This window comes from Haloarchaeobius iranensis (assembly GCF_900103505.1).
Classification (GTDB): Archaea; Halobacteriota; Halobacteria; order Halobacteriales; family Natrialbaceae; genus Haloarchaeobius; species Haloarchaeobius iranensis.
The window spans coordinates 42,028-66,897 of sequence record NZ_FNIA01000010.1; the positions used below are offsets into that span (position 1 = coordinate 42,028).

The 24,870-nt window shown below is 69.3% G+C and carries 24 protein-coding genes, 1 tRNA gene and 1 other RNA gene; 13 read left to right on the forward strand and 13 right to left on the reverse strand.

Features of this window, described 5'->3' with window-relative positions; genetic code table 11:
* Positions 1-31: 31 nt before the first annotated feature.
* Positions 32-274 carry a glutaredoxin family protein gene (locus BLT27_RS10420; RefSeq protein WP_089733597.1) on the forward strand — a complete coding sequence of 81 codons (243 nt, stop codon included), beginning with the start codon at positions 32-34 and terminating at the stop codon, positions 272-274.
* Here BLT27_RS10420 and BLT27_RS10425 read toward each other — a convergent pair whose 3' ends face one another.
* A complete protein-coding gene (locus BLT27_RS10425) occupies positions 275-2,017 on the reverse strand; it encodes a MutS-related protein (protein ID WP_089733599.1) in 1,743 nt (580 codons plus the stop codon).
* Between the two features lie 267 nt (positions 2,018-2,284).
* Here BLT27_RS10425 and BLT27_RS10430 point away from each other — a divergent pair, with 267 nt between their 5' ends.
* The 5 genes from BLT27_RS10430 to BLT27_RS10450 all read left to right on the forward strand — a co-directional run bounded on the left by BLT27_RS10430 (position 2,285) and on the right by BLT27_RS10450 (position 6,714).
* Complete coding sequence (locus BLT27_RS10430; RefSeq protein ID WP_089733600.1) at positions 2,285-4,240, forward strand: hypothetical protein; 1,956 nt, start codon at positions 2,285-2,287, stop codon at positions 4,238-4,240.
* A 75-nt stretch (positions 4,241-4,315) separates the two neighbouring features.
* On the forward strand, positions 4,316-5,212 hold the full coding sequence (locus BLT27_RS10435; protein ID WP_089733602.1) for a ribonucleotide-diphosphate reductase subunit beta: 897 nt from the start codon (positions 4,316-4,318) through the stop codon (positions 5,210-5,212).
* A gap of 171 nt (positions 5,213-5,383) precedes the next feature.
* Positions 5,384-5,728 (forward strand): dihydroneopterin aldolase family protein, encoded by a 345-nt coding sequence (locus BLT27_RS10440; protein ID WP_089733605.1) that lies wholly within the window; start codon positions 5,384-5,386, stop codon positions 5,726-5,728.
* Positions 5,725-6,171 (forward strand): MaoC/PaaZ C-terminal domain-containing protein, encoded by a 447-nt coding sequence (locus BLT27_RS10445; RefSeq protein WP_089733606.1) that lies wholly within the window; start codon positions 5,725-5,727, stop codon positions 6,169-6,171. The genes BLT27_RS10440 and BLT27_RS10445 overlap by 4 nt, the downstream gene beginning before the upstream one ends.
* A gap of 132 nt (positions 6,172-6,303) precedes the next feature.
* Positions 6,304-6,714, forward strand: coding sequence for a DUF5790 family protein (locus tag BLT27_RS10450; protein ID WP_089733608.1), 411 nt, complete (start codon positions 6,304-6,306; stop codon positions 6,712-6,714).
* Positions 6,715-6,719: 5 nt separating this feature from the next.
* Here the strand turns inward: BLT27_RS10450 and BLT27_RS10455 are convergent, their stop codons facing one another.
* The 7 genes from BLT27_RS10455 to BLT27_RS10480 all read right to left on the reverse strand — a co-directional run bounded on the left by BLT27_RS10455 (position 6,720) and on the right by BLT27_RS10480 (position 13,736).
* The gene (locus tag BLT27_RS10455) at positions 6,720-7,442 is read right to left on the reverse strand and encodes a creatininase family protein (protein ID WP_089733610.1); all 723 of its coding nucleotides are present in this window, start codon (positions 7,440-7,442) and stop codon (positions 6,720-6,722) included.
* An 83-nt stretch (positions 7,443-7,525) separates the two neighbouring features.
* Positions 7,526-8,176 (reverse strand): hypothetical protein, encoded by a 651-nt coding sequence (locus BLT27_RS10460; protein WP_089733612.1) that lies wholly within the window; start codon positions 8,174-8,176, stop codon positions 7,526-7,528.
* A gap of 206 nt (positions 8,177-8,382) precedes the next feature.
* On the reverse strand, positions 8,383-8,559 hold the full coding sequence (locus BLT27_RS19745; protein ID WP_175526433.1) for a DUF7501 family protein: 177 nt from the start codon (positions 8,557-8,559) through the stop codon (positions 8,383-8,385).
* Positions 8,560-8,636: 77 nt separating this feature from the next.
* On the reverse strand, positions 8,637-10,346 hold the full coding sequence (locus BLT27_RS10465; protein WP_089733614.1) for a sensor histidine kinase: 1,710 nt from the start codon (positions 10,344-10,346) through the stop codon (positions 8,637-8,639).
* Between the two features lie 63 nt (positions 10,347-10,409).
* Complete coding sequence (locus BLT27_RS10470; protein WP_089733617.1) at positions 10,410-12,353, reverse strand: ABC transporter ATP-binding protein; 1,944 nt, start codon at positions 12,351-12,353, stop codon at positions 10,410-10,412.
* 558 nt (positions 12,354-12,911) lie between these two features.
* Positions 12,912-13,181: a DUF7538 family protein gene (locus BLT27_RS10475; RefSeq protein WP_089733619.1), complete on the reverse strand. Its 270-nt coding sequence runs from the start codon at positions 13,179-13,181 to the stop codon at positions 12,912-12,914.
* Positions 13,182-13,226: 45 nt separating this feature from the next.
* Positions 13,227-13,736, reverse strand: coding sequence for a DUF192 domain-containing protein (locus tag BLT27_RS10480; RefSeq protein ID WP_217639128.1), 510 nt, complete (start codon positions 13,734-13,736; stop codon positions 13,227-13,229).
* Positions 13,737-13,803: 67 nt separating this feature from the next.
* Between BLT27_RS10480 and BLT27_RS10485 the strand changes: the two genes are divergently transcribed.
* The 3 genes from BLT27_RS10485 to BLT27_RS10490 all read left to right on the forward strand — a co-directional run bounded on the left by BLT27_RS10485 (position 13,804) and on the right by BLT27_RS10490 (position 15,646).
* Positions 13,804-13,877, forward strand: a tRNA-Val gene (locus BLT27_RS10485).
* A 484-nt stretch (positions 13,878-14,361) separates the two neighbouring features.
* Positions 14,362-14,496 (forward strand): hypothetical protein, encoded by a 135-nt coding sequence (locus BLT27_RS20410; RefSeq protein ID WP_257299722.1) that lies wholly within the window; start codon positions 14,362-14,364, stop codon positions 14,494-14,496.
* 55 nt (positions 14,497-14,551) lie between these two features.
* Positions 14,552-15,646 carry an aminopeptidase gene (locus BLT27_RS10490; protein ID WP_089733621.1) on the forward strand — a complete coding sequence of 365 codons (1,095 nt, stop codon included), beginning with the start codon at positions 14,552-14,554 and terminating at the stop codon, positions 15,644-15,646.
* A gap of 74 nt (positions 15,647-15,720) precedes the next feature.
* On the opposite strand, the gene rnpB is transcribed toward BLT27_RS10490, so the two are convergent.
* An RNA gene (rnpB, locus tag BLT27_RS10495) (RNase P RNA component) lies at positions 15,721-16,144 on the reverse strand.
* A gap of 118 nt (positions 16,145-16,262) precedes the next feature.
* On the opposite strand from rnpB, the gene BLT27_RS10500 reads away from it, so the two are divergent.
* Positions 16,263-16,871, forward strand: coding sequence for a TIGR00296 family protein (locus tag BLT27_RS10500; protein WP_089733623.1), 609 nt, complete (start codon positions 16,263-16,265; stop codon positions 16,869-16,871).
* Here BLT27_RS10500 and BLT27_RS10505 read toward each other — a convergent pair.
* The 3 genes from BLT27_RS10505 to BLT27_RS10515 are packed head-to-tail and all read right to left on the reverse strand — an operon-like array spanning position 16,868 to position 21,052.
* The gene (locus tag BLT27_RS10505; RefSeq protein WP_089733626.1) at positions 16,868-18,013 is read right to left on the reverse strand and encodes a nicotinate phosphoribosyltransferase; all 1,146 of its coding nucleotides are present in this window, start codon (positions 18,011-18,013) and stop codon (positions 16,868-16,870) included. The two genes, BLT27_RS10500 and BLT27_RS10505, sit on opposite strands and share 4 nt — an antisense overlap.
* A gap of 30 nt (positions 18,014-18,043) precedes the next feature.
* Positions 18,044-19,477 (reverse strand): Hvo_1808 family surface protein, encoded by a 1,434-nt coding sequence (locus BLT27_RS10510; protein ID WP_175526434.1) that lies wholly within the window; start codon positions 19,475-19,477, stop codon positions 18,044-18,046.
* A gap of 42 nt (positions 19,478-19,519) precedes the next feature.
* Entirely contained in the window at positions 19,520-21,052 is a 1,533-nt protein-coding gene (locus BLT27_RS10515; protein ID WP_089733628.1) for an Hvo_1808 family surface protein, read from the reverse strand.
* Between the two features lie 84 nt (positions 21,053-21,136).
* Here BLT27_RS10515 and BLT27_RS10520 point away from each other — a divergent pair, with 84 nt between their 5' ends.
* Positions 21,137-21,718 (forward strand): cysteine hydrolase family protein, encoded by a 582-nt coding sequence (locus tag BLT27_RS10520; RefSeq protein ID WP_089733630.1) that lies wholly within the window; start codon positions 21,137-21,139, stop codon positions 21,716-21,718.
* A gap of 177 nt (positions 21,719-21,895) precedes the next feature.
* Here the strand turns inward: BLT27_RS10520 and BLT27_RS10525 are convergent, their stop codons facing one another.
* Positions 21,896-22,798, reverse strand: a complete 903-nt coding sequence (locus BLT27_RS10525) for a DUF8155 domain-containing protein (protein ID WP_089733632.1) — start codon at positions 22,796-22,798, stop codon at positions 21,896-21,898.
* Positions 22,799-22,852: 54 nt separating this feature from the next.
* Between BLT27_RS10525 and BLT27_RS10530 the strand changes: the two genes are divergently transcribed.
* Together BLT27_RS10530 and BLT27_RS10535 are read left to right on the forward strand one after the other, a co-directional pair.
* Positions 22,853-23,539 (forward strand): lipoate--protein ligase family protein, encoded by a 687-nt coding sequence (locus tag BLT27_RS10530; RefSeq protein WP_089733634.1) that lies wholly within the window; start codon positions 22,853-22,855, stop codon positions 23,537-23,539.
* 39 nt (positions 23,540-23,578) lie between these two features.
* Positions 23,579-24,865 carry a dihydroorotase gene (locus BLT27_RS10535; protein WP_089733636.1) on the forward strand — a complete coding sequence of 429 codons (1,287 nt, stop codon included), beginning with the start codon at positions 23,579-23,581 and terminating at the stop codon, positions 24,863-24,865.
* Positions 24,866-24,870: the final 5 nt, after the last annotated feature.

Below are 24,870 nucleotides of genomic sequence, written 5' to 3' on the forward strand. Positions count from 1 at the left end.
CACCAAGTCCCTCCGCGACCAACCCGGGACCATGAGCCTGACACTGTACCAGCTCGACGGCTGCCCGTGGTGCGAGACGGTCGCGGACGAGCTCGACGAGATGGGGCTCGACTATGAGAGCGTCTGGGTCGAGGCGCTGCACTCGGAGCGGGACGAGGTCAAGCGCGTCTCGGGCCAGCGCGCGGTGCCGGTCCTGGTCGACGACGAGCACGGCGTGACGATGAACGAGTCCGCGAACATCGTCGAGTACCTGGAGACGACGTACGGCGGCTGACTACTCGGTCCACTCGGCGTCCGCGAGCGTCTTCTGGACCGTCTCCTCGCCGACGGCGGCCGCGAGCGTCTCGAAGCCGGCGCGCTCGACGCGGTCGTCCGCGTCGGCGACCAGCCGGGAGACGATGAACTCCGGCGTGGAGCGTCCGAGCTGATCGAACCGTGGCTGGTAGTCGACCTCGAGCGCCAGGTCGGGCGTGAGCCCCTCGGCGAAGATGCCGTCGACCCGGGCCGCCTCGGGCAGCGGTTCGAGGTCGTCCGCGAGGTGCGTGACGAACGCGCCGACGGCGTCGCGGTCGACGGTCAGCGTGACGAGCCCGTGGAGCAGGTCCGCGGCGCTGCCGGGCTCGGTGATTGCCTCGAACTCGTCGACGAGCATGAGCGTGCGGCCCTCGCCGGTGAGCGGCGGGACGACCGACTTCAGCGTGGATTCGAGCACGCCGGCGTTGAACGAGGCGTGGCGGCGGTGGAACACGACATCGTCGAACAGCGTGAGTTCGGCCGATTCGGCGGGGACGGGCAGGCCCATGTGCGCGAGGACGACGATCTGGCACACCGTCTCCAGCAGCGTCGTCTTCCCGCCGGAGTTCGCCCCGGTGAGGACGGCCACGCGCTCGTCGCCCGGCGGCGGCGTGAGGCCGTGTTCGCCCAGCGCGTAGCGAACCGGCTGGACGTCCGCGTCGCCCGCGAGCAGGTCCAGGTTCCTGGCCCCTTCGACGGCGACGGTGGCGTCGCCCTCGCGGAAGGACGGGGGGGTGAGGTCGTACGCGGCGGCGAACCGCGCCAGCGAGAGGTCGAGCGCGATGTCGTCGACGGCCGAGACCGCGCGGTCGATGTCCTCGCGGGCGTCGCTGATGGCGTGCTGGAGGTCCACCCGGACCTCGCGCTCGCGCTCGTCGACGGCGCTGGCGAGCTCCTGGGTCAGCGCGCGCAGCGCGGAGCCCACGAAGTCGGTGGCGTCGCGTGCGTCCGTCGGCACCGCGTCGCGGATGCGCTCGGCGTCGACCGTGGCCTCGCCGCGGACGTAGTCGACGAACGCGCTGCGGAACTCGTCGGGCGAGCGCGCGCCGGCGTCCCGCACCGCCTCGATGACGTCCACCGCGTTGGCGTCCATCGTCTCCACGGCGGCGCGGGCGTCCCGCAGCCGGTCGAGGCGGTCGTCCGCGCCGGACGCGACCCGCCCGTCGGAGAGCGCGCCGAGCGCGTCCGCGGCGTCGGCCAGCCCCTCGCGGTCGAGGGTGCCGAGCGGGCCGAACGTCCCCTCGGTCAGCTCCAGGTCGAGCAGTGTGAGCGCGGTCTCGACGGCCGCGAGCTCGTCGCCGCCGGCCTCGTCGTAGTCGGCGAACGCGTCGAGGATGGCCTCGCGGTCGTCCTCGGCGAGTGCCTCCCAGGACTCCCGTGCCGTGGTCACGTCGTCGAGTCGCTCCGCCATCGCCTCGCGGTGCGCCAGCGGCGTCAGCACGCGGATGCTGTCGGCGGCGTCCTGCGTGACGGCGTGGCGGCGCGCGAGCTCGATGCACTGCTTGTACACCGAGCGCGTGTCGCCGGTCGCGAGGATACCCATGCCCTCGCCGCCGCCGGCCCGACGGAGGATCCGTGTCGCCCGGCCGCGCGAGAGCCCCGCCTCGGCCAGCGTCCGCACGTCCGCCGACTCGATGGCGTCGACGCTCCGCTCGACGCCGAGCTCCCCGACGAGCAGCTCCCGGGTCTTCGGCCCGACGCCCCAGTAGTCTTCGAGTCGCATACTCGCCGGCAGGGCCCCCGCCCCCAAGAGCCTATCCGAAGCGGCCGGGGGCGAACGCCGTCGTCTCGTCCCGCGGCGGGACCATCGTCCGGGGAGAGCAAGCCCGACGGGAGCGAGGACCGTGAACTCTCGGCCCGGAGACCGGGATAAGTTAAAATTTCGATGAACTAGACGCAAATCTGCCGAAGAAAGTGTCCTCGTGCCCGACTTTCAGAGCCTGAAACTCTGTCGGTTCATTTATTTGTTTTCCAGTCAGACGTTCGATGTATGCAGGACAGTCCCCGCAGACAGGTCCTCCGCAGTATCGGTACAGCCCTCTCCATCGCCACCCTCGGCTCCGTCTCCGCGGCCGCGAGCGACGGCCGTCCCGTCCGGTCGACCGTTCTCGACCGCACGTGGGCCGACGCCGCCGAGTTCGGCGAGCTCTTCGACTACGTTCCGGCGTCGGCCGCCGAGGACGAGTTCGTCTTCGGTGGCATCGACTACGCGGCGATGCGCGAGTCGAACCGCCAGGGGTCGACCTCGGTCCCCGTCACGGGCCTCGACGTCGACACCGACGCGCTCTCGAAGGGTGCCGTGCTCCAGAACGGCCAGAGCGGCGCCTCGGTCGACCTGCTGGTGCTGACCGGCGACGTGTCCCTCGACGGCGAGGGCGAGGTCGTCGAGGGGCCGAGCGGCACGGAGTACGAACGCTACGAACGCGGCGAGAACGTGGTCGCGGCCGTCGACGACCGGCTCGTCGTGGCCGCCTCGACCGACCTGCTGACCGACGCGCTCGCGGCGAAGGCCGGCGATACCGAGCGCCTGCTCGATGCCAACGAGGCTGTCTCGGAGGGTATCGAGGCATTCGGCGACGCCGACACCCGCGCCGTCATGGTCGGCGACGAGTTCGGGTACGGCCAGTCGGTCGACGCCGAGGTCCGCTACTCGGGCTACGCGACGACCGTCCGTGACCCCGACACGCTGGAACGCACGTTGCTGTTCGGCCTGGCGGACGAGTCCGACACCGAACAGGTCGCCGAGACGCTCCGGGCGGACGGGCTCTACGGCGACGGCGAGAACACCACCGTCGAGACCGACGGTGCGGTGGTCACCGTGACGACGGTGATCGACCTCGCCGCCCGTCGGCGTGCTCGCGAGCACGACAGTCCGGGCGGCCTCCGGGTCGACCGCGAGAACCTCCGGAGCAACGACGAGTACGTCACGGTCGAGGTGACCGACGGCGACCCGACTCCGGTCGACGAGCTCACCCTCGAGGTCGGCGGCGAGACGTACGACCGGTCCGTCTGGGCCGGCGACCAGGAGACCATCGCCGAGGGCGACACCATCCGCTTCCGGGCGGCCGACGTCGAGCCGAACCTCGAGGTCACCATCACCCACGAACGGGAGTACGGCACGCGTTCGAGCACCACCTACGTGCTCGGGTCGCTCGAGTTCGACTTCGACTACGCGTTCGACAGCCGGACGCTCGACCTCGAGTACCGCGACACGTTCGCGGTCGACGGCGACGAGCTCTCCGTCGTCGTCTTCGAGGGCCGACAGTGGTGGCGCCGCGACGACGACGACGAGACACGGACGGAGACGCCGTGGGCCGACGAGACCGTCACCGAGGGCGACGCCGCCTCGCTCGACGAGGTCGACCCGGGCGAGACCGTCGTCGTCACCTACGGCGGCACCGAACCCCAGGACGGCATCGCCTACTTCAGGCCGGAGCCCCCGGGCCAGGCGAGCCTCGAGTACGACTTCGCCGAGCGCACGGTGACGGCGACGCTCAGCCTCGACGAGCCCCGGCCCGCCACCGAGTACGAGGTCCGCGTGGACGACGAGCCCGCGGACACGCAGTGGGCAGACGCCGGCGACACCGTCGCGGATGGTGACAGCCTGACGGTCGAGGACGTGCCGGTCGGCACGAGCGTGGCCGTGGTCTGGGGCGAGCATGACGCCAGGCTCGCGGTCGAGCGCACCGTCCCCACCATCGAGCTCGACCTGGCCTTCGGCGACGAGGTCTCGCTCGAACACGTCGAGGGCGACGCGGTGCCGGCCTCGAAGCTCACCGCACACGTCTGGAACGACGACCGGACGCTCGTCGACGTCGGCGACGAGATCGACGGCGAGTTCGCCCCGGGCGACAGCGTCCCGCTCGGCGTCGAGACCCTCGAGCACGTCTCGCTGCTGTACGACGACGAGTACTACGTGGGCTACGCGTCGGCCCGGGACCGCTGACCGTCGGGGTCCGCCGAGCTGCAGGCAACCCTCAACGCCGGTACGGTTTTTTCCACGCCCCGCGTACTCCGGGGCATGACGGATGCCTTCGACGGTGCCGACCGCATCGACACCGACGCCCGGTCGTACCGCTACTACCGCAACGCGGTCGAACGTCACTGGGACCCCACCGACGTCGACCTCCAGCAGGACCGCGTGCGCGTCGCGGCCCTCGACGACGACACGTTCGACCAGCTCCGGGGGACGCTCGCGCTGTTCGGCGCGGGCGAGGAGGCAGTCACCGAGGACCTCGCGCCCCTCGGGGTCGTCCTCTCCGACCTGAACGACCAGCTGTTCGTCACCACGCAGCTCTACGAGGAGGCCAAACATGCCGACTTCTTCCAGCGCTACTGGTCGACCGTCATCGCGCGGGAGGAGGACAGCCGCGGACAGACCCGCACGAACCCCCGCGACCCGAAGTGGTACTCCGACGCCTACGTCGAGCTGTTCGAGCGCACCGAGGCCGCCATGCACCGGCTCCTGACCGAGGACACCCCACAGACCCGTGCGGAGGCGTACTGCCACTACCACCTCACCATCGAGGGCATCCTCGCACAGACCGGCTACTACGGCATCCAGACCTCGTTCGACGGCAGCGTCCCGGGCGTGCCCGAGCTTCCCGGGCTCGTCGAGGGATTCGGGAACATCCGCGCCGACGAGGGTCGCCACGTCGGCTTCGGCATGGCCAAGCTGGAGGAGCTCGTCGAGTCCGGCGCCGTCGAGGCCGAGGCGCTCCACGAGCTGACGGCCGAGCTCGCTATGCTCACCCAGGAGGCCGTATCCGAGGCCGCGACCGACGGCCAGACCGGCGTCGATCCCGACGAGCTCGCGGAGTACGCCGCGACGAAACACGCCGAACGCATGACCCAGATCACCGACGACGACGTCGAGATTCCCGACGTCGAGGAGCTCGTGGACATCGGGACCGACTGACGGCGGGAGGTCCTCGATTCTTCAGCCGGGGGCGCGCGGCCGACGGGAGAGCCGGACGCGGGACAGCGGCCCTGCGAGGGAGTCCGCGTGCCGTCGAACAGCGCACCGCTTCCACACCCCGCCTCGTTCCGGGACCACAACGAACTTCGCCCGCCCACACCACCCCCGAGTATGGACGCGACGGAGTCGGAGACAGCCTGCTTCGAGGCGGGCATCAAGTTCGGGACGCTCTACCACCAGTTCGCGGGGACACCGGTCTCCCCCGAGTCGGCGGCCAGCCTGGAGACGGCGATGGCCGACGCCATCGAGAACCAGCCGCACTGCGTCGACGTGACGGTGGACGTGCTGGAGGACGCCATCGCCGATGCCCTCGCCGAGCAGTCGGCGGACTATCTGGAGCTGACGGGGCGGTTCATGGAGGTCGAGATGGTCGTCGAGTACGAGGGCACCCGCGTCGAGACGAGCATGTCGATGGCGGGTGACTACCCGATGATGCGGGTCGACAGCGTCGAATGAGGTACTTCGAGGACCTCGAAGCGGGCGAGTCCCACGACCTGGGGACGGTCTCGCTCTCCGCCGACGAGATCCGGGAGTTCGGCGAGCAGTACGACCCGATGCCGATGCACGTCGACCCCGAGGTGACGGAGCCGTTCGGCGGACTCGTGGCGAGCGGCTACCACACGCTGGCGGCGGTGAACCGTGTCGTCGTCGACGAGTTCCGGTCCGGCGTCGCCGGCATCGCGGGCATGAGCATCGAGAACCACCGGTGGCACGCGCCGGTCTACCCGGACGAGGAGCTGACGGTGACACTGGAGCTCGCCGAGCGACGCCCGTCTGCGGGGCGGCCGGGGACGGGCATCGTCCGCGAGTGCGTCACGGTCACGCGCGACGGGGACGACGGCCCGGAACCCGTCCTGACGTACGACAGCGTCGGGCTGGTCCGCCGGCGCGAGGACTGACACCGGGCCGACACGTCGGGGCCGGGCGTTCCGGTTCGGCTGAGCTACCCGGGCGCGAGGGCGCCCAGGGCAGCCGATTTCACTTTCACTTTCAGGCAGGTACTTAACCACCTCCCGCTCGAACCGTGAGCCATGAGCCAGTCCACCCTGAACGACGACGAACTGTTCGGCGAGGCGGCCAGCGAGATGCGCGAGGACGTCGAGGACTCCCTCGCGGAGGCGTGGGACGAGCTCCCCGACCCGGACGATGTCTGGGAGACCGACGCCGACAACGTGCTGGGCGTGCTCAACGGCCTCCGCTCGGCGTTCGATGTCGGCGACGCGGAGGAGCACCTGCGGGACGCGAAGAAGTGGTTCACGATGGGCCAGCGCGCCGACGCCTTCGACGACGCCGACGACCTCGAGGCGGAGCTCGCGGAGCTCGAGGGCGTCATCGAGGATATCTCGTCCGCCGGCGAGCAGGTCGGCGAGCTCACCTCCACGGTTCCGGGCCTCCGGAGCACGCTGGAGGAGGCGGCGGGCGACGAGGACGACGACGAGTAGCGCGCCTACCGCGACCGCTCCCTGAGCCCGTCGACCAGCGCCAGCAGTTTCTCCGCCGCGTCGTCGAGCACGGCCTCGCCGCGCTCTGGGCTCGCCGCGCTCGGGTCGCCGACGTTGCCGCCCTCCGCGAACTCGCTGAAGTCGTAGGCGACGTTCACACCCGCGACCCAGTCGCCGAAGCCGTCGCCAGCGCCGGCTGCGGCCGCGTCGTACCGGTCCGGGTGGACGAGGCCGCTGTCGATGGCTGCGACGACGCTCGTCTCGACGGGACCGCCGTGGCCCAGCCCGTCGAGCAGGTCGCCGTCGACGGTGTCGAACCAGGTGAACGGGACGGCGTCCGTGGTGCCGTCGCGGGTGACACGGGCGCAGACCTCCCGCACCGCGGCGGTGTTGCCGCCGTGCCCGTTGACGACGACGACGTAGTCGACCCCGTGGTGTGCGAGACTCTCGACGGTCTCGCGGACGTACGCCCGGAACGTGTCCTCGCTGACCCAGAGCGTGCCGTCGAACTGCCGGTGCTCCTCGGCGATGCCGACCGGGACGACCGGCGCGACGAGCGGGTCGAAGTCGGCTGCCGCGGCCGCCCGTGCGGCGATCTCGGCGGCGCTCATCGCGTCGGTGCCCAGCGGCGCGTGCGGGCCGTGCTGTTCCGTGCTGCCGACGGGGAGGAAGGCGACGTCGGCGTCGGCGTCGCGCACGTCCGTCCACGCAACGTCTGTGAGCTGCATACCGGAACCGACGGCCGGTCGGCTCTTGTATCCGCCGTCTCGGTGTGGTCACACCGGGCGCGGGGTGGAACGGTCAGTTGGGGTCACTTCGAGGGCACCCGGCGAAGGTAGAGTGCAACGCCGACGAACCAGAGGCCGACAGCACCGAACACGAGCAGCACGAGCTCGAACCGTTCGGAGACGGCCGCCGATGCGACGACCAGCGCGACGAGGAGCACGAGGAGCACCATCCGGAGGAATCCGAGGGTCTTCACGACCTCACGGACCGTCCCGGGGTCGACCTGGACATCGTCGTCGCCGCGCGTCCGCGGACGGACGACGAAGGCGAAGTCCCGGAGTCCGAGCCGCGGTGCCGAGAACTTCCGCTGTCTGACTCGCCAGCCGTCCTGGAACCGCGGCGGGAGCTCGTGGAGGTACACCAGCAGGTAGTTGTAGCGGTCGCTCTGGGCGGGCAGGCGGTGGTCGAATCGTCGCATCCGCCCCCGGTTGAAGTCCGTCACGAAACGGATGCCGATCGCGCCGTTGACCACGATCTCGCACCCACCGGACTGGGTGCCGAGGGCGACGACGTCCTCCTCCCACGGCGTCTCGGCCTCGGCGTTCAGGTCCCGCTCGAGCTTCTCCTGGAGCCGTCTGACCGGGTCGCCGTCCGGGGAGCTGTCGCGGTTGGCCCACGACCGGACGCTCTCGACGACCGACTCGAACGTCGCCGGGCCCTCACCCTCCGGGGGCATGGTGGGCGAGGGACGCGCCTGCGCCGCACTCGTCGTGGAAGGTGCCGACACAGCGCCGGTGACCGGGCGCGGGAATCGCGTCGCTCGACCGCCCCTGCCTCACGAATATGAGAAGCATCACGGCATAGGTGAACGATACAAGAGAATAAGAGTTGTCCCAAACCGCTTTGGCGGCCGCCACTCGACGAGGCCACCCCGCGACCGGCTCAGGCCCCGCCGAAGTCGTCGGTGAGGTGGAAGCGCCAGGCGTCGAACCCGGAGCTGCACTCGGGGCTGGTCTTCAGGTGGTCCATGAAGCCCGCCCCCGGATTGGGGAGCGTGGCGTCACAGAAGGGGCAGGTGTTCTCGTCGGTCCAGTTCGCGGTGGGCGTGCCGACTGACATACACGGGAGTTCCCGCGCTTCACGTATGAATCCTGCCTACAAAGTAATAGGATACACTAGTGGTGGTTAAACACGTTTTAATAATCTTCGGCGACCGGGGACCCGACCGGGGTGTCCCCCGTGGCGTCGGCGAGCTGGAGTTCGACGACGAACACGGCACCGCCCTGCTCGGCGTCCTCGACCCAGACATCGCCACCGAACGCGTCGGTGAGCGTGTCGACGAGGTAGAGCCCGACCCCGGTCCCCTCGCTCTCGATGCCCTTCTCGCCGCGACCGAAGATCTCCTCGCGCTGGCCCGGCGGGACGCCGGGGCCGTCGTCGGTGATCCGGACCCGCGCAACCCAATCCGCGACCGTGCAGTCCACCCGGACCTCGGGCTCCGCGTCGTCGTTGTGGACCACCGCGTTGTTCAGCAGGTTCGTGAAGACCGAGGCGAGCATCTCGTTGCCGTCGACGCGAACCGACGGGATGTCGCCGAGGTGGAAGCTCGCGTGCGGGAAGTTCGAGCGTGCCTTCTCGACCTCCGTCGTGAGGAGGTTGCCGAGCGCGACCGGCTTGAGCGTGAGCGTGCCGTCGCTGGTGATCGTCTCCATCAGCTCGCGCACCGTCTCGGTGATCTCGATGACGTGCTCCGCGCTCTCCATGACGAGCCGGTAGTCGTCTTCGCCCGCGGGGTCGACGTGGGGCTCGAGCAGCTGGCCGCGCCCGTGGAGCACGTTCATCTCGTTGCGGATGTCGTGGCGGACGATGCGGTTCAGGATGGTTATCTCCTCCTCGCGGTTCCGGCGCTCGCTGATGTCGTGGAACACCGCCACCGCCCCCGTTCCGTCGGGGAACCGCGAGAGCTTCAGGTCGTAGTAGCGTCGCTCGCCGTCGCGCTCGAGAGTCACCTCGCGGTCCGCGATGCGCTCGCCGTCCGCATCGTTCCCCGCCTCGACGAGCGCGTCGGCGACCGGCACGCCGAGCACGTCGTCGATACTCTCGTGGGTGACGTGACGGCCGCCGACGAGCGCCTCCGCGGTGGGGTTCACGTCGACGATATGGCCGGTGTCGGTGAGCACGAACACCGCCGCCTCCATGTTGTTGAAGACGGTCGCCCGGGCGACCGGGAGCGTGTCGAGCAGCTGGAGGCGCTCGACCGCGAGGTAGAACGCGAGCACCTTGACGGCGCTCGTGAGCGCGAGCGTGTCCAGCGGGACGGCCCGGAGCCACCAGAACACCACGCCGCCCATCACCAGCGTGATGGTGCCGACGAGCACGCCCGTCTGGAGGGCAAAGCCCCGTCGCGACCGGAACAGGCCGAGCAGCAGCCCGACGCCGACGACGATGCAACCGACCATGAACGTCGCGTACGCCCAGTAGAGCGGCCCGAACGCGGGGACGAGCAGGCCGTTCTGGAGTTCGCCGGCGGTGTAGAACAGGCCGTCGGTGCCGTTGGTCCAGACCACGACCTGCACGGCCGCGACGACCGCGACGAGGCCCGCGACCACGCGACGCGTGAGCACGTGCTCGTTGTCGGTGTACTGGATCGCCATCAGCATGTAGCCGATCGACATGAACGACACCGCGAGGAACCGCCAGTTCCACCAGAACAGCTTCGTCGCTGGGTCAGTCGCGCTCACCTTCAGCGCGACGACCGCCGACAGGAGGACGACCCCGGTCACGTCGAGCAGGAAGCCCTTCGCCGCGCGCCGCTCGCGGTGTCGCCACAGTAGCACCCAGAGTCCTGCGGTGAGGACGAACGCGGCGACGTAGGGGAGGGCGAGGGATGTCAGCTCGTAGGGCACAGCGGAACACCGACGTGTGTCGTCCGGACGAACGGGCGACAGCGACTTTAGCCTACGGGCTGGTCAGTCGTCGTTCTGCGCCTCGACGCGGTTCTCGCGCTCCCTGGCCCGCTCGATGAACTCCTCGGGGAGCTCGTCGATCTCGCCGGCCTGCACGCCCCAGAGGTGCGCGTAGAGGTCGTCGTTGCCGAGCAGCTCCTCGTGGGTGCCGCGCTCGGCGACCCGACCGTCCTCGAGGACGAGGATCTGGTCGGCGTCCTTGATGGTCGAGAGGCGGTGTGCGATGGCGAACGTGGTGCGGTCCTCGGCCAGCTCGTCGATGGAGCGCTGGATGAGCATCTCCGTCTCCGTGTCGACGTCGGAGGTCGCCTCGTCGAGCACGAGGATGTCGGGGTCCTTGAGGATGGCTCGCGCGATGGAGATGCGCTGGCGCTGCCCACCCGAGAGCTTGACGCCGCGCTCGCCGACCTCGGTTTCGTAGCCGTCCGGGAGGTTCTGGATGAACTCGTGGGCCTCGGCCATCTTCGCGGCCTCGACGACGTCCTCGCGGTCGGCGTCGAAGGTGCCGTAGGTGATGTTCTCCTCGACGGTGCCGTAGAACAGGAACGTGTCCTGGCTGACGTAGCCGATGTGCCGGCGCAGGCTCGGGATGGTCACGTCCCGCAGGTCCTGCCCGTCGATCTCGATGGCACCCTCGTTCACGTCGTACATCCGGAGCAGCAGCTTGAGCACCGTCGACTTCCCGGCTCCTGTCGGGCCGACCAGCGCGAGCGTCTCGCCGCCCGAGATGTCGAAGCTGATGTCCTCGACGATGGTCTCCTCCTCGTCGTAGCCGAAGCTCACGTCGTCGTAGGTCACGTCACCGTCCGTGACGACGAGGTCGTCGGCGTCGGGGTCCTCGGCGATGCGCGAGGGCTCGTCCATCAGCCCGAAGATGCGCTCGCTGGAGGCACGGGCGCGCTGGTACATGTTGATTATCTGCCCGAACTGCGCCATCGGCCAGATGAACCGCTGGCTGAGGAGGATGAACGCGACGAACTCCCCGGGCGAGAGTGTGCCCGTGAAGAACCACGGTGCGGGCTCGCCGTTCAGCGTGTTGAACACCCAGACGCCGCCGACGAAGAACGTGACGACGAAACCGACGCCCGCGAGCACGCGCAGCGCGGGGAAGAACTTGATGCGGGTGTTGATGGCGTCCCAGTTCGCGTCGTAGTAGTCCTGTGAGACGTCGTCGACGCGCTCGGACTCGAAGTCCTCGGTGTTGTACGTCTTGATGACCTGCACGCCGCCGAGGTTGTTCTCCAGCCGGGAGTTGAGCTGGCCGACGGAGGAGCGCACGTCGGCGTACTTCGGCTGGATGATGTTGACGAACTTGTAGGTGGTGTAGCCGATGAGCGGGACGACGACGAGCGTGACGAACGCGAGCTGCCAGTTGTAGTAGAAGAGGATACCGGCGATGCCGAGCACCATCACGCTCAGGCGGAACGCCGAGTTCATCCCGTCGTTGAGGAACCGTTCGAGGCGGTTCACGTCGTTCGAGAGGATGGACATCATCTCGCCTGTCTGCTTGTCGGCGAAGAAGTCCATGTTGAGCCGCTGCATCTTGTCGTACGTGTCGGTGCGCACCTCGTGCTGGATGTGCTGGGCGAAGGAGTTCCAGCCCCAGTTCCGCGTCCAGTGGAACGCCGCACCGCCGAAGAAGGCGGCGGCGATGATCCCCGCCGAGATGAGGAGCTGTTCCTGTGGGTCCGTCGGGAGCCACGACTGGGGGACCATCCAGAGCGAGAACTGCTGCTCACCGTTCGGGTTGAAGGTCGTGTCCAGCGCCATCGCGAGGATGACCGGCGGGAGGAGGTCCAGCAGGCGGGCGACGATGCTGGAGAGCAGGCCCACCACGAAGGCGAGCTTGTTGTCTGACCCGTACTCGAGGAACAGCCGCTTCATCGGGTTCTCCGCCTGTTCCCGTTGTTCCTCGAACGGGTCGTCGTCGTCAGCGTCGATGCTCATTGTGTGAGGTGTGGTGTTTCGAACTCAAAAGAGTTGTTACGTTTCGAAACAGTTGCCGGGACCGACGAAACCAGCTTTTAATACCCCGGTTCGAAAGAAGAATTTTAAACATGAATCGGAGGGGATTCGTCGCAGCCGTGGGTATTCCAGCAGTGACACTGCTAGCAGGTTGTACATCTTCACTACCATCTCCGGATAGTTCGTCGGAAAGCAGACGGTTGGGAGCGCTGGGGGTCCGGAACGAGGACGATACGGTTCACCGGGTGCGTCTCAGCATCTACCGCGACGGTGAGCAGGTTCTATCCGATACGGTCGAACTCCGTCCACGTGGCGAACCCGGGTTCTCGGCAGCCCTAGAGCACCGATTGGACCGGCGTACAGGTCGTTTCGAGATCCAGGCGACACTCGAAGACGACGGAAGCTACATCCGGTACGACGCGACTGGGAGCACCCACGGGTCGTGCTACGGGGCCGAGATATTCGTCACCGAGGACGGTGAACTGGCGGTCCTGCAGACCAACAACGCCGGTTGTGAGTCCGAACTATACTCGCCGGGAATCAGAGTTCTCGCCGCTCGACCGCGGGGTCGATACCGGCCGCCTGCAGGTCCTCGCGGATGCGCGCCCGCAGCGGGTCGGGGACGGTGCTCCGGCCAACGGGGACCGCGGTCTCGCCGTCGCCCTTGACCTTCCAGTAGAGCACGCAGTCGCTCGGCGCGTAGAACTCGATGCTGTAGCGGTCGCCCGCCCCCTCGTAGTGGACCCGGGCAGCGAACCCTTCCGCGCGCCAGCCGTCGCGGTCGGCCAGCGCGGCAACGGCGTCGGTCATGGGGAGCACTGGGACCGGGGGTGGGGTAGGCGTTGCGGTCGCGGCTCAGGCCGAGCCGTTGTAGCGCGGTTCGACGTAGTCCCCGACCTCCATCCCGGTCTCGTTGGCGTAGCCACGGGGGACCTCCAGCACGTACTGGCCGGTGCCGGTCGCGGTGATCTCGTTGCCGTCCTCGTTCGGGCGGGGGGCGCGTCGGTGGTGGATGCTGTTGATGCGGCCGTCCGCGCCGACGAAGATGATGTCGAGCGGGAACTCCATCCGGCGCATCACGTACGTGTGCTGGCTCTCGCCGTCGTAGACGAACCACATCCCCTCGCCGTCCGCGAGCGTCTCGTGGTCGCTCAGTCCGGTGAACCGCTCCTGACGGGTGTCCGCGACCTCGACCTCGATGACCGCCTTCTCGGTGCCGTTCTCGTCGGACACCACGACCGTCGCGGGGCCGCTGTACTGGTCCTCGCCCGGGAGCTCGACGACCCCCAGGTACCAGAACATGGCGACGATGAGGAGGGCGGCAGCTCCGACCAGGGCGACCTGGAAGAGGCGTTTCCGATTCACGGTCGCCCTTCGGACCCCCAGGAAAAAAGGGAAGCGTTATTCCGACGGGTCGGCTACGGCCGATTGCGGGGTGGTGGTCTAGCCGGTTATGACATCTCCCTTACAAGGAGAAGGTCGCCAGTTCGAACCTGGCCCACCCCACTGACTGTTTTCGTGAGGCTGTGTGACGGTCCGTGCTGAGCTGTGTCTGTCCTCGTCGCGATTGCGAGCATCTCGAAAGCTCCCTGCTCGCCCTTCGGCAGCGACTCGGTGGCCTCGAACAGCCGGAAAGCCCCTGCTCGCTCTTTCACACCCGAATAACTGGACTCCAACACCCAGAAAGCCCCTGCTCGCTCGACTCCCGGGACCGCGACTGCGCTCCTCACTCCGTTGCGGTGCTTGTCGGGTCCGGGTTCGTCGAGCGAGCAGCCCCTTTCAGTCCCGGCCGACCGCAACCGCACCGCACCTCACGCCTCCCCAACCTCTTGCGCTCCTCGCTTCGCTCCGGTGCTCATCCCTCGCACGAGCGTCTGCGAGCGGCCTCGCAGGGCTCGGCACGCTCGCCAGCCGCGCGCCATCCCGTTGACGGGTATCGTCACGCCAATCCGTCACACACTTTACCCCCCGCCAAGTAGTGACGGCGACGATGGCAGAGTACTACGTCGTGGTGGACGGGCACGAGTTCGAAGGGCCGTTCGACGACCGGAAGTCGGCGAAGAAGCGGGCGGACGAGCTGAACACCAACGAGGTCGGCGGGCGCTACCGGGTCACGTCGAAGTAGCGGCCGGATGACCGACTCCGCGGCAGTTTTGTGTCGGTGGGTCGTCCGCTCGACCATGGACGAACGCATCCGCGAGCACGCCGCAGTGCTCGTGAACTGGAGCGCCCGCGTCGAGGCCGGAGACAACGTCGTCGTCAGCGTCGACGAGGGGGCGCACGACCTCGCCGTCGCGGTCGCCGAGGAGCTCGGCGACGTCGGTGCGAACATGTCGGTGCAGTACGGCTCCGACGAGGTCGGCCGCGCGTACACGAAGGCCCACGACGGCGAGTTCGAGGAGAGCACGCACGAGCTGGCGCTGTACGAGGAGAGCGACGTGGTGCTCCGCCTCGGCGGCGGGCGCAACACCAGCGCGGACGCGGACGTGCCCCCGGAGAAGCGACAGGCCGCCGCGCAGGCGAGCCAGGGCATCCGCGAGGCGCTGATGGACACCGACTGGGTGTCGACGGTCCACCCGACGCGGTCGCTCGCCCAGCAGGCCGGCATGGCCTTCGAGGAGTACCAGGAGTTCGTCTACGACGCCGTCCTCCGCGACTGGGAGACCCTCGCCGACGAGATGGCGGAGATGAAGCGTATCCTCGACGCGGGCAGCGAGGTCCGACTCGTCAAGGCCGACACGGACATCACGATGTCCATCGAGGGGCGCACGGCGGTCAACTCCGCCGCGAGCGTCGCCTACGACAGCCACAACCTCCCCAGCGGCGAGGTGTTCACCGCCCCCTACGACGTCGAGGGCGAGGTGTTCTTCGACGTGCCGATGACGCTCCGTGGCACCCGGGTCCAGAACGTCCACCTCACGTTCGAGGACGGCGAGGTCGTCGACTACAGCGCCGACCAGGGCGAGGCCGTCCTCGGCGAGATTCTGGACACGGACGCGGGCGCACGCCGGCTCGGCGAGCTCGGCATCGGCATGAACCGCGGCATCGACCGCTTCACCGACAGCATCCTCTTCGACGAGAAGATGGGCGACACCGTCCACATGGCCGTCGGCCGGGCCTACGACGCGAACCTGCCCGAGGGCGAAGCGGGGAACGACTCCGCGGTCCACGTGGACATGATAACCGACGTGAGCGCGGACTCGCGCATGGAGGTCGACGGCGAGGTCGTGCAGCGTAACGGCGTCTTCCGGTGGGAGGACGGGTTCGAGGAGTAGGGCGAATCGAGCCGGGTCACAGCGAGAGCCTCCGAAATGCGAGCGAGCCGGCGGCTCGCTCGACGAAAGGTGGTGGTTGAGAGGAGTAAGCCCCCTTCTGTTCGTCCCGGCATTCGGCTGAGCGTCCGTCGCCTCGTCCGGACTACCTAGCGGCGCGGACTTGCACCGGTGGGGATTCGCCGTTCCATCCGTTCTCGCCCGTCGACACGCGGCTGCGCCGCGTGCCCGGGCGTGGTCGCGGATGCGACCACACGCGCTCGGCGGGTCAGCTTCCTTCCCTTGCGGGTCGGTTCGCGCGCTCGCGGCTCACGCCGTTCGCGCCGGGCGGTGACTCGCGTCACCGTCCGCGCCTCATCGCTCGGGGCGAGGGGTCTCGTTTCTGTTCCAGAGCCAGCGGTCTCCCGCTCCGGACTTGCGTCCGGCCACCTGTCCGGACGGTGGGGGGACTTTCCTCACGTCGTGGCAGGGCCACGTCGCGGCGGCCGGGCTCTCTCTACCGTCAGAACGTAGCCCCGTTCCGCGTTTAAACCTCTCGGTCGGAGCGACGGTAGGAGCGTCCTACCACCGTCGAATCGAAACGAAAGCGTTCAAGAGCGTGTCCCACGATATACGTTCTATGTCGCAGGCAAAAGGCGTCCAGTTGACGTACGATGACGGGGCGCGTGCCGTCGAACTTGCGCGAGAAGCGGTCGAGGGCTTCGTCGTGAACGGTCGACGTGAGCAGCCCGGCAGCATGATCGACGCCTTCTACAACCGAACCGGAGCGTTCGTCCGGCTCGAATCGACCCGGGGTCGTGGGAGCCTCCGGGGCTGTGCCGGTGGCTACGAGTCCGACGACCAGCTCGGTCACGTCATCGTCGACGCCGCCATCGAGGCCGCCAGCGAGGACTCCTGTGGCTCCGAGGTGACGCCGACCGAGCTCTCGAGTCTCACCGTCTCGGTCTGCTGTGTCTGTAACCTCGTCCTCACCGACGACCCGGTCGCCGACATGGAGCTCGGTACACACGGCGTCGCCATCGACACCGGCAGCGAGCGCGGCTGGCTCTACCCGACCGTTCCGGTCGAGCACGGCTGGTCGAAGAAGGAGTACCTCGGCCGTGTCTGCCGGAAGGCCGGCCTCCCGCCGATGGCGTGGCAGCAGGAGGACGTGATGGTGACGCTGTTCGAGGGCCAGATCTTCCGCGAGCGCGACCCCGAAGGCAGTATCGAAGAGCTGACCGGCTAGCAGTCGACCAGCTCGGCGTCGCGGACCGCCCGTGCTGCTGCCGCGTCGATGTCGAACTCGCCGACGATCTCTCCATCCCGTAGCACCGGCTCCAGCAGCGGCTCCGCGTCGGCGGGCCCCTCGCGGTCGGCCAGCCCGACCGCGTGTGCGCCGTCTGCGGTCCGGTACACCTGCTTCGTCCCGGAGAGCTTCCCGCGCTTGGCCGCCGGCTCGCCGTCCACGGTCACGATGTCGAGCGCGAAGTCCACCGGGTCCGCGTTGGTGACGTGGCTCCCGACGCCGAAGCCGTCGGCGAGGTCGCGCAGCTCGCGGATGCGGTCGGGCGTGAGCCCGCCGCTGACGAAGATGCCCACGTCCTCGTGTCCCCGGACGTCGAGCTCCCAGCGCACCTCGCGGACGATGTGTTCGAAGTCCCCCCGTCGCGAGCCCGTCGTATCGAGGCGCACGCCGTCGAGGTCGTCGCCGAGCTCGTCGACCGCCCGCAGCACCTCGTCCACCTCGTCGCTGTAGGTGTCACAGAGCGCGATGCGGGGCACCTCGGGCGGGGCGGCCTCGTGGAAGGCCCGCCACGCGTCCTCCTGTTTCCCGCGCCCCATGCAGATGACGAGCGCGTGCGGCATCGTCCCGCCGGCCGCCCGGCCGAGCAACTCGCCCGCGGCCACGTGCGAGAAGCCGTCCAGTCCGCCGACCAGTGCGCTCCGCTCGACGACGGCGGCGATGGCGGGGTGGACGTGGCGCGCGCCGAAGGAGAGCACCTGCGACTCCGGTGCGGCCCGTTTGGCCTCCAGCGCGGCCGTCGCGAAGCCCGATGCCTGCGAGAGGAAGCCCAGAATCGAGGTCTCCTGACTGGCGAAGTCGAGATAGCGCCCCTCGATGCGCATCACCGGGCCACCGTCGAACAGCCGCCCCTCGGGTATCGCCTGCACGTCGACCGGACGACCCTCCAGCAGTCGTGCCACGCTCTCGACGCCGGCCAGTACCTCGAACTCGCCGGACGGGAACTGGTCGGCCGTCACCTCCACGACCACGCGGGGATTCACGCCGGCGTGTTCGAGCGCCTCCTCGGTCCGCTCGAAGTAGGCGTCCGTCGCGGTGCCGTCACGTATCGCCTCGGTGGGAATCACGTCGAACGAATCGTCCATACCGGGCGCTTCTCGTCCCCGGGCAAAAGTCTAGGCGGTGCCGGCTCGGTGCGCTGTCGTCGCGCCCGCGAGCGACGACGGTGCCCGTCCGGCTTCCGCGTCGGCGAGTGCGACGGGGGCGTGCACGTCGTCGAGGTCGTCAACGGTCGGCGCGTTCACGACGAGCACCGTGTCCCCGTCGCGGACCACGCGGAACGCGTCGGCGAAGCCGCCGTCGGGGACGACGTACACCCCGTCGCCCCGGGATTCGGCCCCGTTGGCGGCGAGCAGCTCGCGGTAGGCGTCTGCGAACTCGCGGGCCTCGTCGACCGACTCCCACTGCGACCGCCAGACGTACGCGCCCTGCTCCCCGTCCGTGTAGAACACCAACCGGTCGCCGGCCCAGCCGGTCGAGTACGGGTGGTCGTACCTGTACCGGTTCACGCCCTCCCCGCTGGTGTAATGCTCGCGGGGGAGCGTCTCGCCGTACCAGAACATCGAGTAGATGTGAGCCTCGCCGGCCGTTTCGAGGACGGACTCGCCGCCGACCGCGATCCGCCGCCAGCTATCGTCCGACCGGTCCGGAACCGTCACCGTGGCGGGTCGCTCGTCCGGGTACCGCTCGGGGTGGACCAGCTGTTCGGTGCTGACCGGACGGGTCTCGAACGCTGCGTCGACGGCACCCCAGCCACCACGCTCGTACAGCGCCGCGACGAACCGCTCCCCGGCCGCATAGGGCGTGTACGTCGCCACGGAGAGCCCGGCGTTCACGTCCCTGCTCCCGGCACCGCCCTCCGCCTGTGGCACCTCGACGCAGTCCCAGGTACCCGCCGCACAGCGCTGCTCGTACAGCCCTTCGACGTAGTTCGCGTCACCCTCCACGACGCCGGTCGCGGCCAGCCGGCCGTCCCGAGTCGGCGTGCTCGCGCCGAGCCCGAACTGCTGATCCTGCAGCGCGTGTTGGAGTTCGTGCACGAGCGTCCCCCGGGAGAGCCGGAGCTGTTCCGAGCCGTCGCTCACGATGACGATGTCGCCCGACGAGTAGTAGCCGAGCACCGACGAGCCGTACAGCTCGCCGAACGCCTCGTCCACCGTCGTGTCCTCGTCGACGACGAACAGCGCCTCCCAGAACTGCTCGCGCCACTCGGGCGAGGAGCCACCGCCCCCGCGTTGCTCGCGGTAGGTCTCCCGCGAGATAATCTCGACCGAGACCGACTCCTCGAACTCGTGCCCGCGGATGCGTTCGATGCGGGCCATCGCTCTGGCGGTGACCGCCTCTATCTCGGGCTTGCTCAGGCCGTCTTCGGCCGCGACGGGGAACGAGTCGTTCCACCAGTAGCCGTCCTCCCAGCCGCGGACGTCGGTGTCCGGGTCCGGACGGTTCGACTCCGGTTCGGCGAGGCGCGTCTCGCCGAACCCCAGCCCGAGACAGCCCGCCAGGAGGACCAGGGCGAGGAGACAGGTGACCGGGAGGATGCGTCTCATGGCGGGTGGTTCGGCGCCGCCGACAAAGGAGTTTGGCCTCCCTCAAGCCGCGACGATGCTCGCGTTCGTCGTGCCCGCACCGCTGCGGACGCCGCTCAGGTCGTCGACGGTCGGCGCGTTGACGACGACCACCGACGTCCCCTGCTGGACAACGTAGTACGCGTCGCCGTACGCCGCGCTGTCGTCGATGCGATACGTGTTCGGTCGGTCGCTCACCGCCTGTGCGTCGTGGTGCTCGAGCAGGTCGCGGTAGGCGTCGGCGAACTCGCTGGCGTCGCTCTCGCTGTCCCACTCGGTCTGCCAGACGTACCCCGTCTCGTTCGTGCGCATCGAGTCGTCGGTGACGTAGGGGAGGAGCCGGTCACCGGCCCACCCGTCGGTGATGGGGTGGTCGTAGTTGAACGGGTCCGTCTGGTTGAGCTGCTGGCCGTCGTAGTTCAGGTGGTTCCGGTACGGGATGACGACGTCAGTCAGCTGGCCGGTCGCCTGCGTCGTCTCGTACGACGGGTACCAGAACATCACGTACAGGCCGGCCTCGCCGAAGGACGCGTGGTCGACGCCGCCCTCGATGTCGAGCACCTGCCAGTCGTCGTTGCTCCGGTCCTCGATGGTCGGGTAGTCGGGCGCCTCGTCGGGGTAGCGGTCGGGGTGGATGGTCTGCTCGGTGCTCGCCGGCGGGGTCTCGTACACGGCGTTCACAGCGTCCCAGCCACCCCGGTCGTAGAGCTGCTGGACGAAGAGCACGCCGTCGCTGTAGGGCTGGAACGACACCTGGTACAGTCCAAGATGGATGTCGCTCGAGCCACCCCCGCCCTGCTGTCCCTGGGGCATCAGGCAGTCCCAGTCGGACTCACAGCGTTCCTGGTACAGCTGGTCGACGAAGTTGCCGTCGCCCTCGATGATGCCGTCCCGTGCGTTGTGGAGTTCTTGGGTGGACTGGTCGAAGGAGCTGATGTCGAACCGCTGGTCCTGCAGCCCGTGGAACAGCTCCTGCGAGAGCGTGATCTCGTTCATCTCCGGCGTCTCGGAGTCGGAGATGATGACGATCTGCTCCTCGCTCGGGGAGTAGTAGCCGCCGACGCTGCCCCCGAAGTTCCGGTTCTGGACGGCGACCGCGTCGGTCGACTCGTCGACCATCAGCATCGCCTCCCACTTGACGTTCTGGTGGAGCCGGCTCGTGGCGGTCGTGTTGCCGGCCGCGACCTGCTCGCGGTACTCCTCACGCGAGATTATCTCGACCGGGACGCGGGTCTCGAACTCGAGGCCACGGACCCGCTCGACGCGAGCCATCGACCGGGAGACGACCCTGTCGAGTTCGGTGTCGTTCAGCCCGTCGCTCCGGTCGACGGTGATGCTCTCGTTGTACCAGTAGCCGTCTTCCCAGCCGAGGACGTCCTCCTCGGGGTCGGACGGGGCGGCGGAGCCGTCGCCGCTTGTCGTCGTCGGTTCTGCCGTCGTCTGCATCGTCTCCGTCGGTGCCGTGGTCTCGGCGTCGGGCGCACTCGAGCCAGTGAGCGCGCTACAGCCCGCGAGGACCACCAGCAGGGCGACGAGGACACTCGCCGTTGCTCGCATACTGCACGCGACGGACTGCGCGGAAATAAACTGCGTGGTGCGACTGTCGCAACCGACTTTGGGCTACCACACGAAGGGGCCGCTATGGAGTTCGACCCGACCGACACCGCACTGGTGGTCGTGGACATGCAGAACGGCTTCTGCAAACCCGATGGAAGCCTCTACGCGCCCGGGAGCGAGGCGGTCGTCGACCCGGTCGCGTCGCTGGTCGACCGGGCACACGACGCCGGCAGCCGCGTCGTCTTCACGCGCGACGTGCACCCGCCGGAGCAGTTCGACGGCGCGCACTACTACGACGAGTTCGAGCAGTGGGGCGAGCACGTCCTCGAGGGGTCGTGGGAGGCAGATCTGGTCGCGGAGCTGGACGTACGCGAGGACGACCACGTCGTCGAGAAGCACACGTACGACGCGTTCCACGAGACGGAGCTGGACGGCTGGCTCACGGCCCGTGGCATCGACGACCTCGTCATCTGCGGGACGCTCGCGAACGTCTGCGTGCTCCACACGGCCGGGAGCGCCGGGCTGCGGGACTACAGACCGGTGCTCGTGGAGGACTGCATCGGGGCCATCGAGGCGGACCACCGGGAGTACGCGCTGGACCACGCGGACTGGCTGTTCGGCGAGGTGACCCGGGCCGAGGACGTGACGTTCGTGAGCGGGGCGTAGCGGCCGCAGCGAGTCCCGGCGACGCTGTCGCTGGCGTGGCTGTGGCGGACAGGCGACGCGGAGCTGCTCGGCCGACGGGGCGTCGCGCACCCGCGGAACCGACGGCCGACGGTGTGTCAGCGCACGCCGTCGCTGGCCGCGGCATCGTAGTTGAATCCCCGGAGCGGCCGCGCCGGACTACGTCGGGTCGACGGCGACCGTGACCGAGTCACCGACAGCGAACTCGCGGTCTGGACAGACCAGCTTCGCGCCGAACCCGGCGTCGCGAGCGAGGAACAGCGAGAGGCCGTGTACCGGCTCGCCGTTCGCGGTGACGGTCACGTCGTCCCAGACGACGCTTCGCCCGTCGGCGACGCCGACGCGTTCGCCGAGGAAACGGACGGGGCCGGTGCCATCGCGACGGGAGCCGCGTTCGTCGAACAGGCCGCCGCAGTCGTAGTGCCGGAACCCGCCGTCGAGTGCGACACGCGTTCCGTCGCTGTCGGTGGCTTCGAGGCCGACGAACCGGCCCGGAGCCGGATGGTCGGGCGCATCGAGCATCGCCCACGTGTCGCCGGTCGCGACGACCTCGCCGGTGCCGTCCCACGGCACCCCTTCGACGGGGATGTCGGCGACGAGCGGGAGCGAGCCCGATGCGCGCCGGAGGTGCTGGTCCGGCCGGCGGAAGCCGACGTGGAGGTGCGGGTCGACCCACGGCCCGAAGAAGCCGGGGAAGACGAGCTCGCCGAGGTCGTCGCCGACCGCGACCCTGGTACCGGGGTCGAGCGGGGAATCGACGTGCATGACACGCGCGACGACCGCAGGTGGCCCGGAGCCGTCGTTCCCGGCGACCGACAGCCCCGGCGTCGCGGAAACGTCCACGTCGACGAGCAGGAGGTGGTCCTCGTCGTCGGCGTAGTCCCGGGGCGGTGCTCTGACGGTGAGCGTCTCGCGAACCGTCCCGGCGACCGGGCTCGGTGCGGCGTCGTCGCCGGGGTAGCAGTCGACCGCGTGGCCCGCGTCGTGAGCAGGGTACGGCGAGTTGTACAGCGACAGCCGGTCGTACTGGTCGAGGACGGTCGGGCCGAGCGTGACCTCCATCGGGGACGGCTTCGGACCCGATGGATTTAGACGCGTCGCCCCCAACCCGGAGCCATGCGCGTGGTTCGCGGCCGCGGGGAGGACCCGGCGGCCGACGGCGAGGTGACGGCACGGCTGCTCGACGAGGTCGGCGAGCGCGGCGAGCCGGCGGTGCGTGTGTGGGCCCCGCATCGCATCGTCGCGTTCGGACGGCGTGACGCGAACGACCCCGGATACGATGCGGCGGCGAGTGCGGCGAGGGAGCGCGGCTTCGACCCCGTCACGCGGAGCGTCGGGGGACGCGCCGTCGCCTACGACGGCGAGACGACGCTCGCCTTCGCCCGCATCACGTCCGTCGACGACGTCCGCGGTGGGCTGGACGAACGGTACGAGGCGCTCACGGTCGACGTCCGGCGCGCGCTCCGCCGGCTCGGCGTGCCCGCCGAGCGCGGCGAACCGTCCGACTCCTTCTGTCCCGGCCAGCACTCGCTCCAGCGCGACGGCAAGCTCGTCGGCATCGCCCAGCGCGTCCGTGCCGACGCCGCCATCACCTCCGGCGTCTGTCTCGTCCGGAACCACGAGGAGCTCGCGGACGTACTCGACGCCGTCTACGGCGCGCTCGACGCACCGTTCGACCCGGATTCGGTGGGGAGCATCGAGCGAGCAGGCGGGACGAGCGACCCCGAGACGGTGCGGGCGACCATCGAGGCGGAGTTGGTCGGTGACGCGGACCCGACAGTCGAGTGTCTCGACGAGGCGTAGTTCGGGAGACTTAGGACGCCCGACGCGGGAGAGGGAGGTATGCTCATCGGCAATGCGACGCTGCCGGACGGGACGACCGCCGACGTGCGCGTCGACGGCGAGACCATCGACGCGGTCGGCGACCTCGGCGGCGAGGCGGACGTGGACGCGACCGGAAAGCTGCTCATGCCCGGCGCTATCGACGTCCACGTCCACTTCCGCCAGCCCGGCTTCTCGCACAAGGAGACGTGGGCGACGGGCTCGCGAAGCGCCGCCGCGGGCGGCGTGACGACCGTCGTCGACCAGCCCAACACCAAGCCACCGACCGTGACGGGCGACGCCTTCGACGAGAAGGCCGCCCTCGCCGGCGAGTCGCTCGTCGACTGGGGCGTCAACGGCGGCGTCACCGGGTCGTGGGACCCCGACTCTCTGTTCGACCGGCCCCTGTTCGCCCTGGGCGAGGTGTTCCTCGCCGACTCCACGGGCGACATGGGCATCGAGGCCGCCCTGTTCGACGACGCCGTCGAGCTGGCCGCGGACCACGACGTGCCGGTCACCGTCCACGCCGAGGACGCCGACCTGTTCGACGAGGCGGCGCTCGAAAACGCCGGTGACGGCGTCGGGAGAGCGGCCGACGCGGACGCCTGGTCCGCCTACCGCACGCCCGAGGCCGAAGCCGCCGCGGTCGAGCGTGCCTGCGAGGTTGCCGCCGACTCCGATGCGGACCTCCACATCGCCCACACCTCGACGCCGGAGGGCATCGACGCCGCCGCCGAGGCCGGCGCGACCTGCGAGGTCACCCCGCACCACCTGTTCCTGTCGCGCCTCGACACCGCCGAGCTCGGTACCTACGGGCGGATGAACCCGCCGCTTCGCTCCGAACCGCGCCGCGGGGCCGTCTTCGAGCGCGTCGCCGACGGCACGGTGGACGTCATCGCGACCGACCACGCCCCGCACACCATCGAGGAGAAGGAGGAGAGCGTCCGCGACGCGCCGTCGGGCGTCCCCGGCGTCGAGACGATGGTCCCGCTCCTGCTCGTCGAAGCCACCGCCACCGACGGTGCGTTCGGCTTCGAGCGCGTCCGCGACCTCGTCGCCGCGAACCCGGCCGAGATATTCGGACTCGACGGGAAGGGACGGGTCGCCGAGGGCTACGACGCGGACCTCGCGCTGTACGACCTCGACGACAGCCGCGAGATCAGCGGCGAGGAACTGCACTCGAACTGCGGGTGGACGCCGTTCGAGGGCTGGCGGGGCATCTTCCCCGAGTGGACGACGGTCCGCGGGACGGTGGTCTGGGACGGCGGGGCGTTCGGCGAGCACGACGGGCGGAACGTCCGTCGCTAACCCGG

What these genes read in the sequence shown, in the direction of transcription:
- BLT27_RS10430 (WP_089733600.1), top strand. Translation starts at nt 2,285, where the DNA reads ATGCAGGACAGTCCCCGCAGACAGGTCCTCCGCAGTATCGGTACAGCC.
- BLT27_RS10520 (WP_089733630.1), top strand. Translation starts at nt 21,137, where the DNA reads ATGGAGTTCGACCCGACCGACACCGCACTGGTGGTCGTGGACATGCAG.
- BLT27_RS10420 (WP_089733597.1), top strand. Translation starts at nt 32, where the DNA reads ATGAGCCTGACACTGTACCAGCTCGACGGCTGCCCGTGGTGCGAGACG.
- BLT27_RS10450 (WP_089733608.1), top strand. Translation starts at nt 6,304, where the DNA reads ATGAGCCAGTCCACCCTGAACGACGACGAACTGTTCGGCGAGGCGGCC.
- BLT27_RS10460 (WP_089733612.1), bottom strand. Translation starts at nt 8,176, where the DNA reads ATGCCCCCGGAGGGTGAGGGCCCGGCGACGTTCGAGTCGGTCGTCGAG.
- BLT27_RS10435 (WP_089733602.1), top strand. Translation starts at nt 4,316, where the DNA reads ATGACGGATGCCTTCGACGGTGCCGACCGCATCGACACCGACGCCCGG.
- BLT27_RS10530 (WP_089733634.1), top strand. Translation starts at nt 22,853, where the DNA reads ATGCGCGTGGTTCGCGGCCGCGGGGAGGACCCGGCGGCCGACGGCGAG.
- BLT27_RS10440 (WP_089733605.1), top strand. Translation starts at nt 5,384, where the DNA reads ATGGACGCGACGGAGTCGGAGACAGCCTGCTTCGAGGCGGGCATCAAG.
- BLT27_RS10475 (WP_089733619.1), bottom strand. Translation starts at nt 13,181, where the DNA reads ATGACCGACGCCGTTGCCGCGCTGGCCGACCGCGACGGCTGGCGCGCG.
- BLT27_RS10505 (WP_089733626.1), bottom strand. Translation starts at nt 18,013, where the DNA reads ATGGACGATTCGTTCGACGTGATTCCCACCGAGGCGATACGTGACGGC.
- BLT27_RS10455 (WP_089733610.1), bottom strand. Translation starts at nt 7,442, where the DNA reads ATGCAGCTCACAGACGTTGCGTGGACGGACGTGCGCGACGCCGACGCC.
- BLT27_RS10515 (WP_089733628.1), bottom strand. Translation starts at nt 21,052, where the DNA reads ATGCGAGCAACGGCGAGTGTCCTCGTCGCCCTGCTGGTGGTCCTCGCG.
- BLT27_RS19745 (WP_175526433.1), bottom strand. Translation starts at nt 8,559, where the DNA reads ATGTCAGTCGGCACGCCCACCGCGAACTGGACCGACGAGAACACCTGC.
- BLT27_RS10525 (WP_089733632.1), bottom strand. Translation starts at nt 22,798, where the DNA reads ATGGAGGTCACGCTCGGCCCGACCGTCCTCGACCAGTACGACCGGCTG.
- BLT27_RS10535 (WP_089733636.1), top strand. Translation starts at nt 23,579, where the DNA reads ATGCTCATCGGCAATGCGACGCTGCCGGACGGGACGACCGCCGACGTG.
- BLT27_RS10445 (WP_089733606.1), top strand. Translation starts at nt 5,725, where the DNA reads ATGAGGTACTTCGAGGACCTCGAAGCGGGCGAGTCCCACGACCTGGGG.
- BLT27_RS10490 (WP_089733621.1), top strand. Translation starts at nt 14,552, where the DNA reads ATGGACGAACGCATCCGCGAGCACGCCGCAGTGCTCGTGAACTGGAGC.
- BLT27_RS10425 (WP_089733599.1), bottom strand. Translation starts at nt 2,017, where the DNA reads ATGCGACTCGAAGACTACTGGGGCGTCGGGCCGAAGACCCGGGAGCTG.
- BLT27_RS10470 (WP_089733617.1), bottom strand. Translation starts at nt 12,353, where the DNA reads ATGAGCATCGACGCTGACGACGACGACCCGTTCGAGGAACAACGGGAA.
- BLT27_RS10510 (WP_175526434.1), bottom strand. Translation starts at nt 19,477, where the DNA reads ATGAGACGCATCCTCCCGGTCACCTGTCTCCTCGCCCTGGTCCTCCTG.
- BLT27_RS10500 (WP_089733623.1), top strand. Translation starts at nt 16,263, where the DNA reads ATGTCGCAGGCAAAAGGCGTCCAGTTGACGTACGATGACGGGGCGCGT.
- BLT27_RS20410 (WP_257299722.1), top strand. Translation starts at nt 14,362, where the DNA reads ATGGCAGAGTACTACGTCGTGGTGGACGGGCACGAGTTCGAAGGGCCG.